Origin of the sequence: Brochothrix campestris FSL F6-1037, from assembly GCF_000525915.1 — a bacterium.
In the GTDB taxonomy this organism is placed as follows: Bacteria; Bacillota; Bacilli; order Lactobacillales; family Listeriaceae; genus Brochothrix; species Brochothrix campestris.
In genome coordinates this window covers 22,393-37,842 of record NZ_AODH01000022.1, presented here as the reverse complement: position 1 = coordinate 37,842, position 15,450 = coordinate 22,393, and the positions used below count along the sequence as shown (strand labels likewise).

The window sequence follows — 15,450 nt, the reverse complement described above, 5'->3', positions numbered from 1 at the left end:
TTAGAACAGACTTGTTTTTTGCCCTTGTAGTATAATGGATAGAACATAAGATTCCGGTTCTTAAGATGGGGGTTCGATTCCCCCCGAGGGCATCTAATACAAAAAAAGGTGACCTATGCGATTGTTAGTTGCGTAGGTCACCTTTTTTGTATGCTATTAGCGTTTCTTTTTGTTAGTGCTCTCCTGTGCGATGGTGCTCGTTTGTTGCTCGGCTTCTTTTTTACGTTTTTCTTGCAAAATACGATACTTGCTAATATCCATTAAAATCATCAACAACAACACACCAGCGACAATCATCACTAAACTTTTGTCTATTTTTTGATCGCTCATTAAGCTTAAGATGAGCGCGAGTATTGGTAGAATGTAATACCACCCTTTTTTTAACCAATTCATGAAACAACCTCCTTGTACGAATTCATTACTTCTATAGTAACACGCGTTAAAAAGGATGTCATATTTTAGCGTGCTATCTATCGAACTAGGCTATCAAATAAATAGGAGAAGAGTAAGGTTTTTAAATATGAGTTTATTTAAACAATATAGTTGAAAAAGAAACGGAAATCTGTTACTATAAGAGTGTAAGTTAGTATTGCTTAGACAGTACGAAATATTTTTTTTTTGAGTTAGCGGGACAAAAAAATGACCGCTGGGTCAAAAAACGTCCAGACAGTGAGGGATGTCAGATTATGCAAGAATTGTTGAAAGTTCAAAAACGATTAGTACCCGACATTTTCATTGTTATGCAAAAACGGTATCGGATTTTACGTTCGATTTATTTTGCACAACCGATCGGTCGGCGTGCCTTAGCGGAAATGCTAGGAATGTCAGAACGAGTATTGCGTACTGAGGTAGCTTTTTTGAAAGACCGACAATTAATCACAATGACTTCCGCTGGAATGTCGATAACAGAAATTGGTAAAACTGTGTATCATGAGTTGATTACAGTTATCGATGAAACATCTGAAATTAGACAGTTGGAAGATGCATTAGCGCAAAAGCTAAGCATCGCTCACGTGGTTATTGTACAAGGAGATAGTGATGTTGCCGCTTGGGTGAAACAAGATCTCTGTCGTGCGATGATTACAGCCCTGGACAAAGTGCTGATTGATGGCGACGTAATTGCCGTTAACGGTGGTACAACAATGGCTGAAATTGCCGGCATTGCGCCAGCTAATTTCGCCAACGGGCGTGATTTATTATTTGTGCCTGCCCGTGGAGGCTTAGGTGAAGAGTTAAGTAACCAAGCCAATACAATCTGCTCACGCTTGGCAGAAAAAACCGGTACACGTCACCGTGCACTCTATGTGCCCGAACAAGTGACGGAATCAACTTATCGCTCTTTACTTGCAGAACCAACTGTACGTGACACACTTAATTTGCTACAATCGGCAAACGCAGTGTTGCATGGAATTGGCGATGCAGTGACAATGACGCAAAGACGGCATACCGATACAAACACCCTCGAAATTATCAAAGAAAAGCAAGCCGTAGGTGAAGCTTTTGGTTATTATTTTGATGAAAACGGGAATGTAGTGTATCAGGTGCCAACAATCGGTTTACAGCTTGGAGAGCTCGCAAATATCCCTCACGTCTTTATTGGTGCAGGTGGTAAGTCCAAAGCTAAGGCGATTGCATCATTCGTCAAACATGCCCCTCATCATGCGATATTATTCACAGATGAGGGTGCAGCACATAAGCTTTTAGAAGGCTAACCCTTTTAAAATATAGAACTTTCAATTATTGAAGGAGGAATTTACTCATGACAGTAAAAGTAGGTATTAATGGATTCGGACGTATTGGTCGTTTAGCGTTCCGTCGTATGCAAAACGTAGAAGGTTTGGAAGTTGTAGCAATCAACGACTTAACTGATGCTTCACAATTAGCACATTTATTAAAATATGATACAACACAAGGTCGTTTCGACGGCGAAGTTGAAGTACACGAAGGTTTCTTCAACGTTAACGGTAAAAAATTAGTTGTTTCTGCTCAACCAGACCCAGCTAAAATCCCTTGGGGCGAATTAGGCGTAGACATCGTTCTTGAATGTACTGGTTTCTTCACTACTCAAGAAAAAGCTGAATTACACTTACAAGGTGGCGCTAAAAAAGTTGTTATCTCTGCACCTGCATCAGGTAACATGAAAACAATCGTTTACAACGTTAACCATAACGAATTAGACGGTTCTGAAACAGTTATCTCTGGTGCTTCATGTACTACTAACTGTTTAGCTCCTATGGCTAAAGCGTTACAAGATAACTTTGGTATCACTTCTGGTTTAATGACAACTATCCACGCTTACACAGGTGACCAAAACACATTAGATGCTCCAAACCGTAACGGTGACTTACGTCGTGCACGTGCTGCTGCAGCTAACATTGTTCCAAACACTACTGGTGCTGCTAAAGCTATCGGCCTTGTATTACCAGAATTAGTTGGTAAATTAGACGGTGCTGCTCAACGTGTTCCAGTTCCAACTGGTTCATTAACTGAATTAGTAACTGTTTTAGACAAAAAAGTTTCTGTTGAAGAAGTTAACGCTGCAATGAAAGCTTACTCTGATTCAATTCCTGAAACTTTCGGTTACACAAATGACCCAATCGTTTCTTCTGATATCGTAGGTATTAACTATGGTTCATTATTTGATGAAACTCAAACTAAAGTTATGACTGTTGGCGATACTCAATTAGTTAAAACTGTAGCTTGGTACGATAACGAAATGTCTTACACTTCTCAATTAGTTCGTACATTAGCTTACTTTGCTAAATTAGCTAAATAATAAACTGTTGTAAAACAGCGACATTTTCATAAGAAATGAATAATAGCGGAAACGAGAGTTTCCGCTATTGTTCAATAATCGTTTAAACGATTAACTAATTATTCTGGAGGCTATGACATATGAACAAAAAATCAATTCGTGATATCGATGTTAAAGGCAAAGTTGTCTTTACTCGTGTCGACTTTAACGTGCCACTTAAAGATGGCGTCATTACTGACGATACTCGTATTCGTGCAGCATTACCAACAATCAAATTTTTAGCAGAAAATGGTGCTAAAGTTTTATTAGCAAGTCACTTAGGTCGTCCTAACGGCGAAGTTGTTGAAGAATTACGCTTAAACGCACCCGCAAAACGTTTAGCTGATTTATTAGGCAAAGAAGTGAAAAAAGTAGATGAAGCTTATGGTGCTAATGTTAAAGCTGAAATCGATGCGATGACTGATGGCGATATTTTAGTTCTTGAAAACGTTCGTTTCTATCCAGGTGAAACTAAAAACGATCCAGAATTAGCAAAAGAATTTGCTGCTTTAGCAGATATCTTTGTTAATGATGCATTTGGTGCTGCTCACCGTGCGCATGCTTCAACAACAGGTATTGCACATGAAATCCCAGCTGTTGCCGGCTTCTTAATGGAAAAAGAATTAGAAGTATTAGGTAAAGCAATGGAAAACCCAGAACGCCCATTCACAGCTATTATCGGTGGTGCAAAAGTTAAAGATAAAATCGGCGTAATTGAAAACTTACTCGACAAAGTCGATAACTTAATCATCGGTGGTGGTTTAGCATACACATTTGCTAAAGCACGTGGCCTTGAAATTGGTAAATCATTACTTGAAGCAGACAAACAAGAACTTGCACTGTCTTTCCTTAAGAAAGCAGAAGAAAAAGGTGTTAACTTCTTACAACCAGTTGATGCTGTTGTCGCAGATGGTTTTGGCGAAGACGTACCGCGTAAAGTGGTACCAATTACTGAAATTCCGTCTGACTGGGAAGCACTTGATATTGGACCAAAAACAGTTGAATTATACAGCAAAGTAATTGCTGAATCTAAACTTGTTATTTGGAACGGACCAATGGGTGTGTTTGAATTAAACGCATTCGCTAACGGTACTAAAGGTGTGGCCCAAGCATTAGCTGATTCTGATGCTTACTCAATTATCGGTGGTGGGGATTCTGCAGCAGCAGCTGAAAAATTCAACCTTGCTGATCAAATGAGCCACATTTCAACTGGTGGTGGTGCTTCACTTGAGTTTATCGAAGGCAAAGTATTACCAGGCGTTGAAGCGTTAGATAACAAATAATAAAAATTAGTTTCGTTGAAAGGGAGTTTTATTAATGCGTAAACCAATTATTGCAGGAAACTGGAAAATGAACAAAACAGCTGCTACAGCTGCTGAGTTTATCGAAAGTGTAAAAAACAAAGTACCATCACATACTGAAATTGATTCAGTTGTTGCTGCACCAGCACTATTCTTACAAGAAGTTAGTCGTTTAGTTGAAGGTACAGAATTACGTATCTCTGCTCAAAACTGCTACTCTGAAGATACTGGCGCATTCACAGGTGAAAACAGCCCATTTGCTATCGCTGATTTAGGTGTTAACTATGTTGTTATCGGTCACTCTGAACGTCGTGAGTACTTCAACGAAACAGACGAAGATATCAATAAAAAAGCACACGCGATTTTCAAACATGGCATGACACCAATCATCTGCTGTGGTGAAACATTAGAACAACGCGAAGCTGGTATTACTAACGAATTCGTTGGTGGCCAAATTAAAGCAGCTTTAACTGGTCTTTCTGAAGAACAAGTTAAACAAGCTGTTCTTGCTTACGAACCAATCTGGGCAATCGGAACTGGTAAATCATCAACTGCTGAATTAGCAAACGAAACATGTGCTGCTATTCGTGAAGTTGTTGCATCTGCTGTTTCTGCAGAAGCTGCAGAAGCTGTTCGTATTCAATACGGTGGTTCTGTTAAACCAGAAAACATTGCATCATACATGGCTCAAAGCGACATTGATGGCGCTTTAGTTGGTGGAGCGAGCTTAGAAGCTGAATCATTCTTAGCCTTATTAGAAGGTGCAAAATAATGACTAAAGCCCCTGTTGCAATTATCATTTTAGATGGCCTCGGTTTACGCGATGAAACTGTCGGAAACGCAGTTGCCTTAGCGAAAAAACCAAACCTCGATCGTTATATGGCTGAGTTTCCACATGGTCAACTGAAAGCTGCTGGCTTAGATGTTGGTCTGCCTGAAGGTCAAATGGGGAATTCTGAAGTTGGTCATACAAACATCGGTGCAGGTCGTATTGTGTATCAATCGTTAACACGTATCGACAAAGCAATCACTGATGGCGAGTTCCAAACGAACCCGGTCTTAAATGGTGCTTATACACATACGAAAGACAACGATTCAAATTTACATTTGTTTGGTCTCTTGTCTGATGGTGGTGTGCATAGTCACATTAACCACCTGCTTTCACTGTTAGAAACAGCGAAAGAACAAGGCGTTAAACACACGTATCTCCACCTGTTTACAGATGGACGTGACGTCGCACCTCGTTCAGCCTTAGGTTACATTGACACAGTTAATGCTAAGATTGCTGAACTTGGATACGGCGAAATTGCTACAATTTCTGGTCGCTTCTACGCTATGGACCGTGATAAACGTTGGGAACGTGTTGAAAAAGCATACAACGCTATCACAAATGGGACTGGCGCAACAGCAGCATCCGCAAAAGAAGCAGTTGAAGCTTCTTATGCTGCTGGGAAGAATGATGAATTTGTCGTGCCAACTGTCATCACTAAAGATGGTCAACCAGTTGCAACCGTTAACGATAACGACGCTGTTATTTTCTTTAACTTCCGTCCTGATCGTGCCATCCAATTATCAAATGCGTTCACTGATAAAGAATGGGAATTCTTTGACCGTGACAACCATGTTGAGAACTTGAAATACGTAACAATGACACTTTATAACCCAAGTATTGATGCAGAAGTTGCTTTTGCACCAATGCCAATGACAAATGTGATTGGTGAAGTGTTATCCAATGAGGGGTTAGCTCAGTTACGTATTGCAGAAACAGAGAAATACCCACACGTTACCTTCTTTATGAACGGTGGACGTAATGAAGAGTTTCCGGGCGAAAGTCGTATTTTAATCAACTCGCCAAAAGTTGAAACATACGATTTACAACCAGAAATGAGTGCTTATGAAGTGGCTGATGCGCTCGTAGCAGACATCGAAGCAGATAAGCATGATGCAATCATCTTGAACTTTGCCAATCCAGATATGGTTGGACATTCAGGTATGGTAGAACCAACAATTAAAGCAATTGAAGCTGTTGATGAAAACTTAGGTCGTGTCGTTGATGCAATTCTTGCTAAAGGTGGAGCTGCAATTATCTTCGCTGATCACGGGAATTCAGAAACAATGACGACACCAGAGGGCGAACCGCATACCGCTCATACAACAGTGCCAGTGCCAGTAATTGTAACTAAAAAAGGTGTAACATTACGTGAAGGCGGTCGCTTAGCGGATGTCGCTCCAACAATGTTAGATTTACTAAACATTAAAAAACCAGTTGAAATGACTGGTGAATCATTAATTATTAAATAAAAACTCGTCACTTTACTTTGTTTTTTCCGAAAAACAGGGTAAAATAAGTGATGGAAATAACTTAACTTAAAAGGAGAGAATTATAATATGTCAGCAATTATCGATGTATACGCACGCGAAGTCTTAGACTCACGTGGTAACCCAACAGTAGAAGTAGAAGTATTTACAGAAGATGGTGGCTTTGGTCGCGGAATCGTTCCTTCAGGAGCATCAACTGGTGAATACGAAGCAGTAGAATTACGCGATGGCGATAAAGCACGTTACTTAGGTAAAGGTGTTCTTAAAGCAGTAGCAAACGTTAACACAATCATCTCTGAAAAAGTTATCGGTATGGAAGTAACTGATCAACCAGCAATCGATAAATTAATGATCGATTTAGATGGTACTAAAAACAAAGGTAACCTTGGAGCAAACGCTATTTTAGGTGTTTCTATCGCAGCAGCTCGTGCAGCAGCAGACGAATTAGGCGTACCACTTTACAAATACTTCGGCGGAACAAACGGTAAAGTATTACCAGTTCCAATGATGAACATCATCAATGGTGGTTCACATGCTGATAACAGCATCGACTTCCAAGAATTCATGATTATGCCAGTTGGCGCTCCTTCTTTCAAAGAAGGTCTACGTATGGGTGCAGAAGTATTCCACGCGTTAGCTAAAATCTTGAAAGCTAAAGGCTTAGCTACTTCTGTAGGTGACGAAGGTGGTTTCGCTCCTAACCTTGGTTCAAACGAAGAAGGATTTGAAGTTATCATTGAAGCAATCGAAGCTGCTGGTTACAAACCAGGCGAAGATGTTTTACTTGCAATGGATGCTGCTTCTTCTGAATTCTACGATAAAGAAAAAGGTGTTTACGTATTAGCTGATTCTGGTGAAGGCGAAAAAACAACTGCAGAAATGATCGAGCTTTACAAAAACTTATGTGCTAAATACCCAATCGTATCTATCGAAGATGGTCTTGACGAAAATGACTGGGCTGGATTTAAAGAATTAACTGTTGCTTTAGGTGATACAGTTCAATTAGTTGGTGATGATTTATTCGTTACTAACACTGAAAAATTAGCTGAAGGTATTGAAAAAGGCATCGCTAACTCAATCCTTATCAAAGTTAACCAAATCGGTACTTTAACAGAAACATTTGACGCGATTGAAATGGCTAAACGCGCTGGTTACACTGCTGTTATCTCTCACCGTTCTGGTGAAACAGAAGATGCAACAATCGCTGATATCGCTGTTGCATTAAACGCTGGTCAAATCAAAACTGGTTCATTATCACGTACTGACCGTATTGCAAAATACAACCAATTATTACGTATCGAAGATGAATTAGATGAATTAGCTGAATACCACGGTAAAGCTACATTCTACAACATCAAAGCTAAATAATTTTTGAAAATGAGAACTGCTACTCCCGCAAGGGTAGCAGTTTTTTTTGTTTTTAAAGAGAAGGATGTCTCAATTTTTTGATAGCAATCATCATAAAATGAAACGTGGGCAACAATAGTCAATTATGATTGTTTTTATGTTAGGAAAAGGCTATTCTAGCCTGCCTAGCGCCATCGCGAAGTTGATTAACTTAATTCCGAGTGTTTGAGTAAGAAATATTGTTGGACATCTAGACAAGTAGTCGATAAGGAGGTATAATTAGGTCTAAGAGATACTTGAATTCATATAAAATCAAAGCCAGAACTATAAAATGTTTAATTTTTCCATATATCGGGAAATAAATATAAAGTCTTGGTTGTATCTCAAAGCCTTTTAAAATCGAAAGGGGTCCTGGAATATGGTAACAATCTATACTACTCCGAGTTGTACATCTTGTCGTAAAGCAGTTGCTTGGTTGAAAGAGCATAATATTCCATTTAAAGAACAAAACTTATTTAAACAAAAATTAACACGTGATCAATTAAAAGAAATTTTGAGCCTGTCTGAAAATGGAACAGATGATGTGATTTCGCAAAAATCTAAAGCCTTTCAACATGTAAAAAAAGATATTGATAACTATACATTGGATGAGCTATTCACTTTGATGATTGAAAATCCAACCATTATGAAACGTCCTATTTTAATCGATGAAAAACGATTAGAAGTAGGCTTTAACCAAGAAGATATCCGTAGTTTCTTACCACGTAAAGTGAGAAATTATGAATTATCTGCATTACAAGCTAAACTTAATCTTGAAGAAGCAATTTAATAGGTGGAAACTTGTAATCAAACAGACGTTGCCTATGTGCGACGTCTGTTTATTTATAAGGGGGAGAACAACGTGAGCTACATTGCAGAAGGTGTGAATCTGTTTGTAAGGGATCATACTTTGTATTTCAATAAAGATGAAAAACTATATCGTAAAACTCGACTAACCGCAGTCGAGGAAATAGCTGAGGAGGCCTACATTACGGCTAAATTTGGTGAAGCTTGGATGAGTGTGTTAGAACTGATTGAAAAGCATCAAGAAAATTGGCTCGATGTGCCGGCATTGCTTTTTAATGAAACTTTGTTAATCACGCTCCCTTTTCCGACAAGTGTGATTTATCATTTTAGTAGGGCTGGTGTGTTAATAAAGACACACCATTTATCAGCAGCTATCTCTGCCTTTGATTTAGATAAAGTCTCACATGAATTGATTACATTAAGTGACGATGGCAGTCTCCTCCGCAAGTATTTATATCGTGACGACCAACTTATGCTAAACGACGAGCAACAATTGAATAAGCAGTATACTCAGATGTGTTGCTCTGACAAAGGGATTTTATTAGTTGATACATCAGAACAAAAAACGATTTGTTTTGAAGATGGGTGTGAACGGGAGTGGCTGCATTTTTCAACGAAGGTATTTGATGTTGTGAATGTTAGTTCGAACGAATATGTTGGGTTGATGATGGATGGACTTTATTTATTAGACATAGAAAAAACGAACCGTTAGGCGGTTCGTTTTTTCATTTTGATTCCTGTTCAATTAGGTTAGCAAAGGTCGCGTTAGTGGCATCTTTAAGATCAGTACCCGCTAAAATGATTTGCATGCCACGTTTACCCGCGGATATCGCTAATTCACTCAATTCAAGACCTTGTTCATGGAGATAAGTTGGATAGTGTTTTTTCATCGCCAATGGTGAGCAGCCACCGCGGATGTATCCGGTAGCAGGTAGTAATTCTTTGATGTCTAACATATCCACACGTTTGTTTTGACTAATACGAGCGAGTTTTTTTTAAATCGATTTTTTCTTTAGCGGGAATACAGGCAACTAATAGACCAGTTTTATCACCTTTTAAGACGAGTGTTTTATAAACAGTGGAAGCATTCATTCCGATTGACTCGCTTGCATGAGAGGCATCAAGGTGTTCAGGATCCCAAGCATAGGTTGTTATATCATAAGCGATGTTTAATTTATCGAGTTCTCGCATCGCATTTGTTTTTTTTATTTTTGCCATCTTTCAGCCGTCCTTTACTCTGCTTTTTCAAGATAATCTTCATCATATAAATAGGTGTAAATATTATGAATCAATTCATCCGGCGTATTGCCACGAATCACTTCACCTTCAACTAAGGCATAAGGTGAGGTCGCACAAGTGTCACAATAGGTTAGGCAGTCATAGCTAACGACGTCAAGACGGTCGTCATTTTCCAGCTCTTTAAGTGCTTGTTCTGAGCCAGATAGTAAGTTGTTGACACAGAATTCAATCAATGGGTTCATTTTAAATCACTTTCTCTTTCTTTTGAGAGACAGGTATATAGCCTAGCGTTTCTAAATAGGAGTAGACTTTTTTTTAATCGTGGTTGTCCTTCTGCTAAGATGATTTGATTTGCGACGACAACCGGATAAAATAGTTCATCTTCAATAATTTGATGCACCATAGCGAGATGTTGTTCATCTTCTGGAGGGGAAAAAATATCGATGTAGGTCACTGTGCAAGCTTGATTTGGAAAATGACGTGATAAGGCAGCACGCAACCATTCTTCGGTATCCTTCGAGGAAGGCATATTCACACAGCTAGGACACAAAATCTCAGCACCATAAATAAAAAGTTCGACTGTTTTTTTCATACAACTGTCTCCTTTATTAGGATTTACCCTTATTTTAAGTCATAAAAATGAAATTTACCATTATTAGGCTTGAATCATCTAGTTTCAAATCTCGCTTTTTGATGTTAAAAACTTTATAATGAAAAGAGTAAAGTATGTTGCGTAGTGACATCATGAAACTTAATGATAGTGATTTGTGATAATAAAAGGCGAAAGGTAGGTGGGCAAAGTGAATCAAGATGAGCAACGCGAAATTGAACGAACGCTCGATAAATTGCGCCCTTATTTGCTCAAAGACGGTGGAAACTGCGAACTTGTAGGATATACAGACGGTATTGTAGAAATACGATTGTTAGGCGCTTGCGCAACCTGTCCGAGTTCAGATTTCACATTGACTGCGAGTATTGAACAACGGTTATTGGACACATTACCTTACATTAAAGGTGTAAAACAAGTTTTTTAAGATTATGAGGAGGTTGGATGATGACAGAACGAATGGTTAACTTTACGGAAAAAGCACAGGCTGAAATTAAAGAGGCGATGCAAAAAAACGAGTTAGAAGGATATGCTTTTAATTTATATTTAGAGCGTAATGAATACGGTGGTATGAATTATGGGATGCAATTAACGGAAGAAAAACAGGCAGATGATATTGAAGAATTTTTTGATGGATTTACCTCGTTGATTCGTAAAGAAGATGTACCATTACTGACTGGAACAACTGTCGATTATGGCATCCAACATGGCAATGAAGGGTTTATCATCGATAATCCTAATGTGCAACAACAATCAGGTTGTGGATGTGGTGGACATGGACATAAACATGAGCACACAGACGAAGCAGGTTGTGGATGTGGCGGACATGGACATAAACATGAGCACACAGACGAAGCAGGTTGTGGTTGTGGCGGACAAAAACATAAACATGAGCACCAACATGATTCATCAGAACAGGGAACAGTGAAAACCTGTAAATGTGGTCGTAAAGATGGTTCTCATCCGGATGCAGAGTGTCAATGTCAAAAAGCATAAATAAAAAAGGGTTTCTCCTAGTTTGAGGAGAAACCCTTTCAGATTGTAGACAAAGTCTAAAGAGACTTCATTTTCTTTCGAATGCTATTACAGTGACTTTGTTTACGAGATGATAAGACTGAATAGAAATGTTGTTATAGTAGGAAACACGAGCCTTTGAGGTGAGTGTACAGATGGTACTCGACTCCGCTAAGGAGAGGCATTGACGACCTAGAACAGCGTTTATCTTCTGTCTGAAAGGGTTTCTCCTAGTTTGAGGAGAAACCCTTTTTCGATACAACGAGTAATCGAACCTGCTATAAAATACGTTTAAGTGCCCATACTTTTGAGCGCCAGCGATAGGCCATTAAGCCACCACGAATACCTTCGTCAATAATATAAGCAATCCAAATGCCAGCTAAGCCGATTTGCAACGGTACACTTAAGACATAAGCAAAAGGGAGGCTGACGAGCCACATAATAATTAAGCCGACGATGAAAGGAAAGCGTACATCGCCTGTCGCATTTAAAGAGTTAATTAAAATAATATTGGTTGCGCGAATCGTTTCTAAGACTAACCCAAGTAAAAAGAGGTTCTTCGAGAGGGCAATCACCTCAGGGTCTGAGGTGAAGAAACTCATTAATGGTGCTGAGAAGACGTATAAAAGAAAACTACCAAACAATGAGAGACCTGTACCGATGAGCCAGCCGTGCCAACCTTGACGATACGCTTGGTCAGGGTTGCGTGCTCCGACTTGATGACCGATTAAAATTTGAGTGGCTTGGCCGATTGAAATCGGCAATAAGATGACGAATTGGGTGATGCTTGAAACATATACTTTCGTAGTTAGAGCTGTTGAACCAAGCACCGCGATAATTGAGGTGATGATAATTTGTGATCCGCTGTATGAAATCGATTCACCAGACGAAGGCAAGCCTAAACGTAAAATGGCGTAACTAAGCTTGTAGGTGAGCGCACGCGCCTTTTTTAGTGTGAAACGGTAACCAACATGACGATTGAGTAAATAGAGCGCTAAGAGCAAACCAATGAAGTTTGCGAGTGCGGTCGCAATGCCGACCCCAGCCATTCCTAAAACAGGAATACCAAAGGGACCAAAGAGAAAGAGGTAATTCCCGATGACATTGAGAATACTTGTGACAACGGGAACGTACATCGCTTGCTTGACAAAACCATGACTTCGTAAAATTGGCAAAATAGCCGATTGGACTGCGATGACAATTGAAGCACCACCCGTCCATTGTAGGAATGGTGTGCCGAGGGCGATTAAATGATCGCTTAAGCCTAGCCAACTTAAAAAATGAGCCGAGAAGAATAAAAACACCAACGTTAAAATAATACCAAGTAGTGCAGCTAAGATTAACCCCGTTGTAATGACATCCGTGATTTCTTTATGACGACGGGCGCCGAGCAGCTGTGAAATTAAAATTTGTAAGCCGACAGAAACAAAGCCGTATATGTAAATCGTTAAGACAATGATTTGATTCGCGACCCCAGCGGCTGTGGCAGCATCATCAGAATAAAAACTCAGTTGAAAAATGTCAATGTTGGTAATGAGCACACGTAAAAATTGTTCAGTGAAGATTGGCCAAGCAAACATAAGCAAGGCGATGGTCATTAATTTATATGAGAGATGACCAGTGAAATCGATTTTTTTTGGCATAAGACCCTCCTTAGGGGTATCGAAAATGATATTTAAAAGCTATTTTTTTATTAGCGGATATCAGTTTGTAATTTTGAGGACGTCTTGTCTTATTATAAACGTCTGGAGGAGAGTTGCAAGTGCTGCTATAGTTAGGATAGAATCTTGTTTTTTTGTTATAATGGTGCTATTACATTGATTAAGGAGGAGAAGGTGTGTTTAAAAATTCAAAATTATTTTTTTGGACAGTTGAAATTTTAGCGCTTGCGCTACTTGTCTTTTTATTTACGCAAATGTCCTTTTTATTCGGTCCGATACGAACGTTTATCTCAACAATTTTCATGCCGATGTTATTAGCCGGTTTTATCTTTTACATGTTGAATCCCGTGATTGGACTGTTAGAAAAAATCAAGGTGAAGCGTCTATGGGCAACCTTAATAGTGTTTCTACTATTAATTGCCATCATCATTGTTTTTTCATACATTATCTTTCCGCCACTTGTAAACCAACTGGTGGAACTAGGAAAGGCAATGCCAGGATATTGGACAAAGGCAAACAGTTATTTTGAGCAGGTGCTTGCGAATCCGCGGATTCAACAGTTGGATATTGAAGGCATGTTAAAAGAAGCCAATGTAAACGTGTCTAATGTTGTCAATTCAGTCATTGCAAACATTACGAGTAGTATTTCAGGTATTATTGGAGTGGTAGCAAGTATTACGATTACGATTATTACCGTTCCCTTTATTGTTTTCTTCATGTTTAAAGACGGTCATAAATTCAATGGCAAGGCGGTTAAATTTTTCCCTCGTCGCATACAAGATGAGGTCGGTACGATTTTATCACAGATGAGCCAAACGATTTCGGCCTATATTAGTGGTCAAACGTTGGATTGTTTATGTGTCGGAATCCTCACCTTTGTAGGCTACTTAATTATTGGTCAGCCTTATGCGTTACTATTAGGAATGATTGCCGGTTGTACGAATATTATTCCGTACTTAGGCCCATGGATTGGTTTATTACCCGCCGTTATTGTTGGGATTTTCATTTCACCATGGCAGGCATTAGCCGTTATCATTGTCGTTCTGATTGTGCAACAATTAGACTCAAACGTGATGAATCCACTGATTGTTGGCCGTTCATTAAATGTTCATCCGCTGACGATTATTATTGTCTTGCTTGTTGCGGGCAATCTAGCCGGTTTGATGGGGATGCTTCTAGCAGTCCCGACTTATGCCGTTGCTAAGACAATAGTTGTTAATATTAATAAAATGTGGCGACTCAATCAGGAGGCAAAAATAAAGGCTGAATGATAGAGATGTGTTTGCGATTTATTTATGATAAAATAAAAACGAAAACAGAACAGAAGGAGCCGATTAAAGATGAGTAAAACATTAGTTTTTGGGCATAAGAACCCTGATACAGATACAATTACAGCAGCGATTAGTTACGCTGCCTTGAAAAATGCTGTAGGTGTTGAAGCAGAAGCAGTACGCCTAGGCGCGATTAATCCCGAAACACAATTCGCGTTAGATTATTTTAAAGTACCAGCACCACGCTTAGTGGAAACAGTCGCTAACGAAACGGATCGTGTAATTTTAGTGGATCACAACGAAGCACAACAAAGTGTATCTGACCGTGATCAAGTAACTGTAACAGAAGTGATTGATCATCATCGTATTGCTAACTTTGAAACAGCGGATCCATTCGTTTGTCGGATTGAACCGGTTGGTTGTACAGCGACAATCCTAGTAAAACTGTATAAAGAAAACGGTGTGACACCTTCAAAAGAAAACGCTGGTTTAATGTTATCGGCGATTATTTCAGATACGTTATTATTCAAGTCGCCAACCTGTACACCAGCTGATATCGAAGCGGCGACTGAACTGGCAGCACTTGCCGGTGTTGACGCACAAGTATACGGCTTAGACTTATTAAAAGCAGGCGCTGACGTCAGCCAAAAAACGATTGCTGAGTTAATTACGTTAGATGCCAAAGAATTTGTGATGGGTACGAAAAAAGTTGAAATCGCACAAGTGAATGTGGTTGATCCAGCGGATGTGCTTGTTCGTCAAACTGATATCGAAGCGGCAATCAACGCTAAAATGGCTGACAAAGGTTTAGACATGTTCTTGTTTGCCATCACAAACATCTTAACGAACGATTCTGATGTTCTTGTATTAGGTACAGAGGCAGCCGTCGTTGAACGTGCCTACGATGTTACCTTAGTGAACAACCGTGCAACATTACCAGGTGTCGTGTCACGTAAGAAACAAATCGTGCCAATCTTAACACCATTATTTAACTAAATGTGAAATCATCTCGTAGAAAAAGTGACTGTAATAGCATTTAAAAGAAAATGAA

Annotated in this window: 16 protein-coding genes, 1 tRNA gene and 1 pseudogene; 13 read left to right on the top strand and 5 right to left on the bottom strand. The window is 39.3% G+C overall.

Annotated features, from left to right (window positions below; all coding sequences use genetic code 11):
- Positions 1–20 precede the first annotated feature (20 nt).
- A tRNA-Arg gene (locus tag BCAMP_RS05545) sits at positions 21–92 on the top strand.
- 64 nt (positions 93–156) lie between these two features.
- Here the strand turns inward: BCAMP_RS05545 and BCAMP_RS05540 are convergent.
- Positions 157–393, bottom strand: coding sequence for a hypothetical protein (locus BCAMP_RS05540; protein WP_035314338.1), 237 nt, complete (start codon positions 391–393; stop codon positions 157–159).
- Between the two features lie 293 nt (positions 394–686).
- Between BCAMP_RS05540 and BCAMP_RS05535 the strand changes: the two genes are divergently transcribed.
- The 8 genes from BCAMP_RS05535 (at position 687) to BCAMP_RS05500 (ending at position 9,319) form a co-directional block, all read left to right on the top strand.
- On the top strand, positions 687–1,712 hold the full coding sequence (locus BCAMP_RS05535; protein ID WP_035314336.1) for a sugar-binding transcriptional regulator: 1,026 nt from the start codon (positions 687–689) through the stop codon (positions 1,710–1,712).
- A gap of 47 nt (positions 1,713–1,759) precedes the next feature.
- Positions 1,760–2,776 carry a type I glyceraldehyde-3-phosphate dehydrogenase gene (gap, locus tag BCAMP_RS05530; protein ID WP_035314334.1) on the top strand — a complete coding sequence of 339 codons (1,017 nt, stop codon included), beginning with the start codon at positions 1,760–1,762 and terminating at the stop codon, positions 2,774–2,776.
- A gap of 119 nt (positions 2,777–2,895) precedes the next feature.
- Positions 2,896–4,077, top strand: coding sequence for a phosphoglycerate kinase (locus tag BCAMP_RS05525; protein ID WP_035314332.1), 1,182 nt, complete (start codon positions 2,896–2,898; stop codon positions 4,075–4,077).
- 34 nt (positions 4,078–4,111) lie between these two features.
- Complete coding sequence (tpiA, locus tag BCAMP_RS05520) at positions 4,112–4,867, top strand: triose-phosphate isomerase (protein WP_035314331.1); 756 nt, start codon at positions 4,112–4,114, stop codon at positions 4,865–4,867.
- Complete coding sequence (gene gpmI, locus BCAMP_RS05515) at positions 4,867–6,396, top strand: 2,3-bisphosphoglycerate-independent phosphoglycerate mutase (protein ID WP_035314329.1); 1,530 nt, start codon at positions 4,867–4,869, stop codon at positions 6,394–6,396. The genes tpiA and gpmI overlap by 1 nt, the downstream gene beginning before the upstream one ends.
- 87 nt (positions 6,397–6,483) lie before the next feature.
- Positions 6,484–7,782 (top strand): phosphopyruvate hydratase, encoded by a 1,299-nt coding sequence (eno, locus tag BCAMP_RS05510; protein WP_035314327.1) that lies wholly within the window; start codon positions 6,484–6,486, stop codon positions 7,780–7,782.
- Positions 7,783–8,179: 397 nt separating this feature from the next.
- The gene (spx, locus tag BCAMP_RS05505) at positions 8,180–8,590 is read left to right on the top strand and encodes a transcriptional regulator Spx (RefSeq protein ID WP_035314325.1); all 411 of its coding nucleotides are present in this window, start codon (positions 8,180–8,182) and stop codon (positions 8,588–8,590) included.
- Positions 8,591–8,662: 72 nt separating this feature from the next.
- Positions 8,663–9,319 carry a hypothetical protein gene (locus tag BCAMP_RS05500; RefSeq protein WP_035314323.1) on the top strand — a complete coding sequence of 219 codons (657 nt, stop codon included), beginning with the start codon at positions 8,663–8,665 and terminating at the stop codon, positions 9,317–9,319.
- A 13-nt stretch (positions 9,320–9,332) separates the two neighbouring features.
- Here BCAMP_RS05500 and ybaK read toward each other — a convergent pair.
- The 3 genes and pseudogenes from ybaK to BCAMP_RS05485 all read right to left on the bottom strand — a co-directional run bounded on the left by ybaK (position 9,333) and on the right by BCAMP_RS05485 (position 10,438).
- Positions 9,333–9,825 (bottom strand): annotated as a pseudogene (ybaK, locus tag BCAMP_RS05495) (Cys-tRNA(Pro) deacylase).
- A gap of 14 nt (positions 9,826–9,839) precedes the next feature.
- Positions 9,840–10,088, bottom strand: a complete 249-nt coding sequence (locus BCAMP_RS05490; RefSeq protein ID WP_035314322.1) for a DUF1450 domain-containing protein — start codon at positions 10,086–10,088, stop codon at positions 9,840–9,842.
- The gene (locus BCAMP_RS05485; protein ID WP_232217925.1) at positions 10,085–10,438 is read right to left on the bottom strand and encodes a YuzD family protein; all 354 of its coding nucleotides are present in this window, start codon (positions 10,436–10,438) and stop codon (positions 10,085–10,087) included. Before BCAMP_RS05485 ends, BCAMP_RS05490 begins: the two co-directional genes overlap by 4 nt.
- 199 nt (positions 10,439–10,637) lie before the next feature.
- Here BCAMP_RS05485 and BCAMP_RS05480 point away from each other — a divergent pair, with 199 nt between their 5' ends.
- Both BCAMP_RS05480 and BCAMP_RS12540 read left to right on the top strand, forming a co-directional pair.
- Positions 10,638–10,880 carry a NifU family protein gene (locus BCAMP_RS05480; RefSeq protein WP_156921151.1) on the top strand — a complete coding sequence of 81 codons (243 nt, stop codon included), beginning with the start codon at positions 10,638–10,640 and terminating at the stop codon, positions 10,878–10,880.
- Positions 10,881–10,897: 17 nt separating this feature from the next.
- Positions 10,898–11,449 (top strand): HesB/IscA family protein, encoded by a 552-nt coding sequence (locus BCAMP_RS12540; protein ID WP_084038594.1) that lies wholly within the window; start codon positions 10,898–10,900, stop codon positions 11,447–11,449.
- 296 nt (positions 11,450–11,745) lie between these two features.
- Here the strand turns inward: BCAMP_RS12540 and BCAMP_RS05470 are convergent, their stop codons facing one another.
- Positions 11,746–13,110, bottom strand: coding sequence for an MATE family efflux transporter (locus BCAMP_RS05470; RefSeq protein WP_084038592.1), 1,365 nt, complete (start codon positions 13,108–13,110; stop codon positions 11,746–11,748).
- A gap of 194 nt (positions 13,111–13,304) precedes the next feature.
- Between BCAMP_RS05470 and BCAMP_RS05465 the strand changes: the two genes are divergently transcribed.
- Both BCAMP_RS05465 and BCAMP_RS05460 read left to right on the top strand, forming a co-directional pair.
- Positions 13,305–14,399: an AI-2E family transporter gene (locus BCAMP_RS05465; protein WP_035314319.1), complete on the top strand. Its 1,095-nt coding sequence runs from the start codon at positions 13,305–13,307 to the stop codon at positions 14,397–14,399.
- Positions 14,400–14,468: 69 nt separating this feature from the next.
- Positions 14,469–15,395, top strand: coding sequence for a manganese-dependent inorganic pyrophosphatase (locus BCAMP_RS05460; RefSeq protein WP_035314318.1), 927 nt, complete (start codon positions 14,469–14,471; stop codon positions 15,393–15,395).
- The last annotated feature ends 55 nt before the right edge of the window (positions 15,396–15,450 follow it).

Coding starts and splice junctions, on each gene's coding strand:
- spx (WP_035314325.1), top strand. CDS start 8,180: ATGGTAACAATCTATACTACTCCGAGTTGTACATCTTGTCGTAAAGCA.
- eno (WP_035314327.1), top strand. CDS start 6,484: ATGTCAGCAATTATCGATGTATACGCACGCGAAGTCTTAGACTCACGT.
- BCAMP_RS05540 (WP_035314338.1), bottom strand. CDS start 393: ATGAATTGGTTAAAAAAAGGGTGGTATTACATTCTACCAATACTCGCG.
- BCAMP_RS05485 (WP_232217925.1), bottom strand. CDS start 10,438: ATGAAAAAAACAGTCGAACTTTTTATTTATGGTGCTGAGATTTTGTGT.
- BCAMP_RS05535 (WP_035314336.1), top strand. CDS start 687: ATGCAAGAATTGTTGAAAGTTCAAAAACGATTAGTACCCGACATTTTC.
- BCAMP_RS12540 (WP_084038594.1), top strand. CDS start 10,898: ATGATGACAGAACGAATGGTTAACTTTACGGAAAAAGCACAGGCTGAA.
- gpmI (WP_035314329.1), top strand. CDS start 4,867: ATGACTAAAGCCCCTGTTGCAATTATCATTTTAGATGGCCTCGGTTTA.
- BCAMP_RS05460 (WP_035314318.1), top strand. CDS start 14,469: ATGAGTAAAACATTAGTTTTTGGGCATAAGAACCCTGATACAGATACA.
- tpiA (WP_035314331.1), top strand. CDS start 4,112: ATGCGTAAACCAATTATTGCAGGAAACTGGAAAATGAACAAAACAGCT.
- BCAMP_RS05470 (WP_084038592.1), bottom strand. CDS start 13,110: ATGCCAAAAAAAATCGATTTCACTGGTCATCTCTCATATAAATTAATG.
- BCAMP_RS05490 (WP_035314322.1), bottom strand. CDS start 10,088: ATGAACCCATTGATTGAATTCTGTGTCAACAACTTACTATCTGGCTCA.
- gap (WP_035314334.1), top strand. CDS start 1,760: ATGACAGTAAAAGTAGGTATTAATGGATTCGGACGTATTGGTCGTTTA.
- BCAMP_RS05525 (WP_035314332.1), top strand. CDS start 2,896: ATGAACAAAAAATCAATTCGTGATATCGATGTTAAAGGCAAAGTTGTC.